The 6821-nt window shown below is 75.5% G+C and carries 5 protein-coding genes, 1 tRNA gene and 1 pseudogene; 4 read left to right on the top strand and 3 right to left on the bottom strand.

Annotation, left to right across the window (positions count from 1 at the left end):
- The 3 genes and pseudogenes from MY526_RS21660 to MY526_RS21650 all read left to right on the top strand — a co-directional run.
- Positions 1-309: pseudogene (locus MY526_RS21660) on the top strand (hypothetical protein); the annotation flags it as partial.
- Positions 310-376: 67 nt separating this feature from the next.
- Positions 377-450 (top strand) — tRNA-Ala (locus tag MY526_RS21655).
- Positions 451-633: 183 nt separating this feature from the next.
- The gene (locus tag MY526_RS21650) at positions 634-2415 is read left to right on the top strand and encodes a PQQ-dependent sugar dehydrogenase (protein WP_436705045.1); all 1782 of its coding nucleotides are present in this window, start codon (positions 634-636) and stop codon (positions 2413-2415) included.
- Positions 2416-2430: 15 nt separating this feature from the next.
- Here the strand turns inward: MY526_RS21650 and MY526_RS21645 are convergent, their stop codons facing one another.
- Positions 2431-3225, bottom strand: coding sequence for an enoyl-CoA hydratase/isomerase family protein (locus MY526_RS21645; protein WP_436694771.1), 795 nt, complete (start codon positions 3223-3225; stop codon positions 2431-2433).
- 54 nt (positions 3226-3279) lie between these two features.
- Positions 3280-4806 carry a dolichyl-phosphate-mannose--protein mannosyltransferase gene (locus tag MY526_RS21640; protein ID WP_436694770.1) on the bottom strand — a complete coding sequence of 509 codons (1527 nt, stop codon included), beginning with the start codon at positions 4804-4806 and terminating at the stop codon, positions 3280-3282.
- Between the two features lie 103 nt (positions 4807-4909).
- Between MY526_RS21640 and rsmI the strand changes: the two genes are divergently transcribed.
- Positions 4910-5749 (top strand): 16S rRNA (cytidine(1402)-2'-O)-methyltransferase, encoded by an 840-nt coding sequence (rsmI, locus tag MY526_RS21635; RefSeq protein WP_436694769.1) that lies wholly within the window; start codon positions 4910-4912, stop codon positions 5747-5749.
- 109 nt (positions 5750-5858) lie between these two features.
- On the opposite strand, the gene MY526_RS21630 is transcribed toward rsmI, so the two are convergent.
- The gene (locus tag MY526_RS21630) at positions 5859-6782 is read right to left on the bottom strand and encodes a DUF559 domain-containing protein (RefSeq protein ID WP_436705044.1); all 924 of its coding nucleotides are present in this window, start codon (positions 6780-6782) and stop codon (positions 5859-5861) included.
- Between the last annotated feature and the right edge of the window lie 39 nt (positions 6783-6821).

The raw sequence follows: 6821 nt of genomic DNA, 5'->3' as shown, positions 1-6821 counted from the left end.
GCCCGGGCCGCCGCCCGTGCCGCCCGCCGGCCGGAGCCGCGTCCCGCCGCCCGCCCGGCGACGGCGCCCCGCGCCGCCCCCGTGGAGACCCCGGTCGCCCCGGTGGAGGAGGTGCACCACACCGTCGGCCTGCCGCACCCGAGCCTGCCCCTGGCTCCGGTGCACCCGCTGCGCCCGGGCCGGGTGGTCGCCGCCCGCGCCGCGGCGCCGGCCGGCTGGCAGAACAGCGCCGTGGTGGGCCTCGACGACGACGACATCGGCTTCGCCGACATCGACGTCTACCAGCCCCGCAAGGTCGCCAACGGCTGAGCCGATGCTCCGGCGCCGCCCCCGTGGCGGCGCCGGAGCGCACGGACGGTAAGCTCTCCGTTCGTCAGGGGCTGTGGCGCAGACCGGTAGCGCACCTCGTTCGCATCGAGGGGGTCAGGGGTTCAAATCCCCTCAGCTCCACCCGACAGCACGACGCCCCGCCCGGGCTCCCCGGGCGGGGCGTCGTCGTCTGTGCGGGAGGTCCCCCCGTGGAGTCGCTCCGCGCACGGCCGACCACCCAGAGTGCCGGACCGTCCGGGGCGGGCGCGGGCCTCCGGCGAGGCGCGTTGTCCGGGCCCGAGCCCTGCGGCACCGTCGCGCGGCATGCGGCAACGAGGCAGCGTCGTCCGTCGGTGGTCCGGCCGCGCCCTGCACCTGGGCGTGCTCGCGGCGCTCGCGGCGGGAACGCTGGCGGCCACGGCCGGCCCGGCCGGAGCTCTCCCGGCGCTGACCGGTGGGTTCGTCGTCCAGGAGCTGCCCAGCGGCCAGGAGGAGGCCCTCACCGACGTCGAGTTCCTGCCCGACGGCAGCTACCTCACCACCGGCAAGAACGGCCGGGTGGCGTGGGTGTCAGCGGACGGGGAGGCCCGGACGCTCGCCGAGCTGTCCGTGGTGACCACCGGCGACCACGGGCTGCTGGGGATCGCCGTCTCCCCGGACGCGGACACGGTCTACCTGACGCGCACCCTGGAGGTCGAGGGGCTGTGGACGGTGCGGCTGGCCGCCTGGACCCTCGTCGGCGGAGCCGCCCCGACCGCGCTGGCCGACGAGCGGGTCCTCTTCGAGCTGCCGGCCGGCACCGACACCCACGCGATGACCAGCGTGGTCGCCGACGACGACGGCACCCTGTGGGCCTCGATCGGCGACAGCGCCGACCCCCGGATCGTCGACCCGCTGGCGCTGCGGGCCCTGGACCGCACCAGCGGCTACGGCAAGCTGCTGCACGTCCGCCCCGACGGCAGCGGGGTGCCGGAGAACCCGTTCTACGACCCGGACGCCCCGTCGTCGTGGCAGAGCCGGGTGTACGCCAGCGGCTTCCGCAGCCCGTTCCGGTTCAGCCTCGACCCGGTCACCGGCGTCCCCCTGCTCGGCGACGTCGGCCAGAACACGTGGGAGGAGGTGGACGTCGTCCGTCGCGGGGCGAGCTACGGCTGGCCGTGCTGGGAGGGCGACCTGCCGACGGCGGGCTACTCGGAGCTGCCGGCCTGCCAGGGCGTCCCCAACACCGCGCCGCTGCACTCCTACGTGCACGGACCGGCCGGAACCGCGGTCACCGGCGGCCTCGTCTACACCGGGACGGCGTACCCGGCCGAGTACCAGGGCGCCTACTTCTTCGGCGACTACTCCTCCCAGCGCGTCTACACGCTGCGCCACGACGACCAGGGCCGGCTGGTGCGGGCGCCGGAGGCCGACGGTTTCGGTGCGGACAACGGCGCACCCGTCTCCTTCGCCGCGCACCCCGGGAACGGGGACGTCGTCTGGGCCGACATCCGCGACAGCGTGCTCCAGCGACTGGTGTACGCGCCGGGCAACCGCCCGCCGCACGCGCGGGCCACGGCCACGGTGGAGGCCCTCACCAGGACGGTCACCTTCGACGGGGGCGGCTCGAGCGACCTCGACGGCGAGCCCCTGACCCACCGCTGGGACTTCGGCGACGGGGCCGTCGGTGAGGGCGCCCAGGCGGTGCACACCTACGCCGGGACCGGCACCGAGCCGGTGACCGCGACGCTCACGGTCACCGATCCCGGCGGGGCGACGGACACGACCACGGTGACCGTCGTGCCCGGCAACACCGCTCCGGTGCTCTCGCTCGACGCGCCGCCGGGCGACCGGCGGTGGGTCCCCGGCGAGCTGGTGCAGGCCTCGGCGACGGCGGTCGACGCCGAGGACGGCCCGCTGACCGTGCGGTGGCGCGAGGTGCTCGTGCACTGCAGCGCCGGGCTGTGCCACGACCACCCCGGCGAGTCCTCCACGGGGCCCGAGTACGCCCGGCCCTTCGTCGACCACGGTGAGGGCACCCGCATGGAGGTCGTCGTGACCGCGACCGACAGCGCCGGCGCCGAGGCCCGGGCCTCCTTCGTCCTCTACCCGGTGACGGCGGTCTGAGGTTCCGGCTTCCCGTCAGACGGCGCCGCGGAAGTCCGGCGGCCGCCGCTCGATGAACGCGCGCACGCCCTCGCGGCCCTCAGGATCGGCCGCGGACTCGGCGATCAGGCGCGCCTCGTCGTCCAGCTGCTCGTCCAGCGTCCGGACGGCGGCCTGCCGGACCAGCGCGCGGGTGCGGACCATCGCCCGGACCGGGCCGGCCGCCACCGCGTGCGCGAGCGCGATCGCCGCCTGGTGCACCTCCTCGTCCTCCACGAGGCGGGCGACCAGGCCGAACATGTGCGCCTCGGCGGCGGTGAGCGCCCCGTTGGTCAGCATGAGCTCCAGCGCGCGGGGCGCGCCGAGTGCCCGGGTGAGTGCCCACGAGGTGCCGCCGTCGGGGGAGAAGCCGATGGCGCCGTAGGCCGGCCGGATCTTGGTCGACCGGGCGCAGACGACGACGTCGCAGGCGCCGATGAGCCCGACCCCGGCACCGGCCACCGCCCCCTGGACCCCGGTGACGACCGGCACCGGGCAGTGCAGCAGTGCCCGGACGACCTCGTGCCAGTCGCGCGCGAGCCGGCCGACGTACCCGCCGAGGTCGTCGCTCGCGGCGAAGGTCTGGATGTCGCCGCCGACGCAGAACCGCTCGCCGTTGCCGAGCAGCAGCACGGTGCGGGTCTGCGGCGGGCGGTCGCGCAGGGCGGCGGCCAGCTCCTCGGCCATCGCCGGGTCGAGGGCGTTGCCCGCCTCCGGCCGGTCCAGGGTGATCCGCCAGACGTCACCGTCGATCCCGGTCAGCACCCGCGGCCGCTGCACTGCGCTGGTCATCGCCGTCCCTCCCGTGCCGGTGCCGTCACCGTAGGGGGCGCGGCCGCGGCCTGCTCAGAACCAGGAGGGGAACCACATCCGGTCCAGCCACTCGGCGTGCGACAGCGGCTGCCCGGTGAGCACCGGGTAGAAGAAGACGAACGTCGCGGCGACGACCCCCACGTACAGCGCGACGGCCGACAGCCCCACCTGGCGCCGCCACGGGTCGGCGCCGGGGCGGCCGAGCACGTCCTGCAGGACGAGGACGACGGCGAGCACGAAGAACGGCAGGACCGGAGCCGTGTAGAAGACGAACATCGTCCGCTCGGGGTTGAGGAACCAGGCTCCCCAGCCGGCGGCGATGGCGGTGGCCACGACGAGCGCGGCGGGGTCGCGGCGGGCGACCAGGCGCCAGACGAGCCAGACCAGCGCGGGCGCGAAGGCGAACCACAGCGTCGGCGTCCCGACCATCAAGATGTAGCGGACCACCTGGTCACCCGCGGAGTCGGTGAGCCCCTGCGGGTTCCACAGCAGGATCGGCCGGCCGTTCACCAGCCACGTCCACGGTCCCGACTCCCAGGGGTGCGGCGTCGACAGGCCGCTGTGGAACCGCAGCCACTCGGCGTGCTGGTGCCACAGCGAGCGCAGCGCGTCCGGGACCCACGGGACGGCCGTGTCCGGGTTCTGCTGCGCCCACGCCTTGCCCTGCGACGTCTCACCGAGGAACCAGCCGGTGAAGGCGGCCAGGTAGGTGAGCACGGGCACGGCGGCCAGCGCCCACAGCGCCCCGGGGAGCCCGCGGCGGGCCGCAACGAGCGTCGGACGGCGGACGCCGGCCTCGCGCCAGGCCGCGCGGTCCCACACCAGCGAGAGGACGGCGAACAGCGCCAGGAAGTAGATGCCGCTCCACTTCACCGCGCAGGCGCACCCGAGCAGGAACCCGGCAGCCAGCCGCCAGCCGCGCGGGCCGAGCGCGAAGCCGCCGGCGGCGCGGTCGCCCGCGGCCCGGACCCGCTCGCGCACCCGGTCGCGGTCGACCACCAGGCAGGCCACCGCGGAGACGACGAAGACCTGGAGGAACACGTCGAGCAGGCCGATGCGGGACAGCGTGAAGGCCACGCCGTCCAGCGCCAGGAGCACGCCGGCGACCAGGCCCAGCAGCGTCGAGCCGGTCAGCCGCCGGGTGAGCCGGGTGAGGACGACGACGGTGACCGTGCCGGCGACCACCGAGGGGACCCGCCAGCCGAACGAGTCATAGCCGAAGAGGTGGACGCCGCCGGCGATCAGCCACTTGCCCAGGGGCGGGTGGACGATGAACGTGTAGCCGCGGTTGTACTCGTGGCCCCACTCGAGCAGCTCCCGCGCCTCGGGCGGGTAGTACGCCTCGTCGAAGAGCAGGTCGCCGGGATAGCTGAGGTGCCACAGCCGGACGGCGGCGGTGGCCAGGGCGAGCACCGCGGTGAGCGCCCACGACAGCCAGGGGTCGGCCGGCAGGGGCGGCGTCCGGTCGCGGCGGGGGCGCGGCAGCGGCCGGCGGCGCACCGCCGACGGGCGGTCCCCGCCGGGCTCCCGGCCCGTCAGCTCGGGAGCCAGCACCGCCATGGGGCCAGGGTAGTGAAGGGACCCCCCTGCCCCCGGCACTCGCAGGCTCGCGCCGGGCCCCTGCAGGCGGGCCGGCGATTCCGGCCGTGACAGGCTCGGGCGCGTGACGGGACGTCTGGTGCTGGGTGGGGCGCCGCTGGGCCAGCCCGGGGACGTCGGCCCGCGGCTGCGGGCGGCCATGGCCGGTGCCGACGTCCTGGCGGTGGAGGACACCCGCCGGCTGCACCGGCTGGCTCAGGACCTCGAGGTGACGCTGACCGGCCGGGTGGTCACCTTCCACGAGTCGGTGGAGCGGTCCCGGCTGCCGGGGCTGCTCGCCGCGCTGGCCGAGGGGCAGACGGTGCTCCTGCTCACCGACGCCGGGATGCCATCGGTCTCCGACCCCGGCTACACGCTGGTGCGGGCGGCGATCGACGCGGGCGTGGCGGTCACGTCGGTGCCCGGACCGTCGGCGGTGACGACCGCGCTGGCGGTGTCCGGGCTGCCGGTCGACCGCTTCTGCTTCGAGGGGTTCCTGCCGCGCAAGGGCGGGGAGCGGCGGTCGCGGCTGGCCGGGCTGTCCGACGAGCGCCGCACGATGGTCTTCTTCGAGTCGCCGCACCGGCTGGCCGACGCGCTGACCGACGCGGCGGGCGCGTTCGGGCCCGACCGCGACGCCGCCGTCTGCCGGGAGCTGACCAAGACCCACGAGGAGGTCCGCCGGGGCACCCTCGCCGAGCTCGCGGACTGGGCGGCCGACGGGGTGAAGGGCGAGATCACGCTGGTCGTCGGCGGGGCGCCGGCCGGGCCGGTGCCGCTCTCGCCCGCCGAGCTGGCCGCGGAGGTCGCGGCGGAGGAGGCGGCGGGCGCCACGCGCAAGGACGCCATCCGCGCCGTCGTCGTCCGGACCGGCCTGCCGCGCCGCACCGTCTACGACGCCGTCGTCGCCGCCAAGTCCCCGTGACGTCGCAGGCATAGGAAGCAATACGCACGTCTGCGCCGCCTCGACGTGGGCAGAGGATCCAATTCCCGCGCGGTCGACGGGTGGCCGGCACGCGAAGCGCCGGAGCGCGTCAGCTCACCCGGAGCTGGCTCGCCCGGGTCGCATAGACCTCGAGGACCCGCCGCCGCACGAGGTCAGGGTCGCGCCGGACGTCGGCGTAGGTGAACCGCAAGACCACCCAGCCCAGTGCGGCCAGCGCGGTGTCGCGTGCGAGGTCCTTGCGACGGTCCTCGGGAGAGGTGTGGTGCCGGGCACCGTCGAGCTCGACGGCGATCTTCACCTCCGGCCAGGCGCGATCGAGGCGGATCGCTCCACTCGGCAGCACGATCCGGTACTGCCCGACGCTGCGTGGGACGGACGGGTGGCGGAAGACGTCGAGGACCCCGGGAGCCTCCAATTCGCTCTGGCAGCCGTCCTCTGCCAGGTCGATCGCCTGGGCGAGCAGCCGGTGCCCGCCGACGTTGGGTCGCTCCGCCAGAGCGCCCCGGAGGTGCAGCGCTGTGGTCAGTCCCTGACGGATGACGTCGAGCAGCAGGGGCCGCCGGTCGGCCGGGGCGAGCAGAGGCCATCCGTCGACGACCGAACGGGGCAGATCGGTGATCAGCAGGCCGCGGCGGACGACGCACTGCGGCGACTCGGGCGAGAACCGCAGGCGCCGGTGGACGATCAGGTCGGGTGCGCCGGCCCTGCGGATCGACTGGTCGACCGTCAGGTGCAGGGGGCGTTCCAGTGGCAGCACACCCCACACCGCCAGTGCTGTCGTGTGGCTGAGCGCGGCTGCGGGGCCGGCATGACGCAGTGCCGCGCGGAGCAGCAGGTCCTCGGTCATGCGACCGTCCGCAGCGCGGTAGACGTGCGGGAAGACGCGAATGAGCGTGCGTCGTCCGATGTAGCCATCCAGCACGCTGCCGGGGACGCGCGCGAGCAGCTCCTGCCGGGTCGCCAGCCCGCCGTGCTCGTCCAACTCCGCCGAGACCACCTGACGCCAATCCACGCGAGCAGGCTCACCGAAGGGAGGCCGTGCGTGGCGACG

The organism is Geodermatophilus sp. CPCC 205761 (assembly GCF_051383655.1).
Lineage (GTDB): Bacteria > Actinomycetota > Actinomycetes > Mycobacteriales > Geodermatophilaceae > Geodermatophilus.
This window is presented reverse-complemented; position numbering and strand designations above follow the sequence as displayed.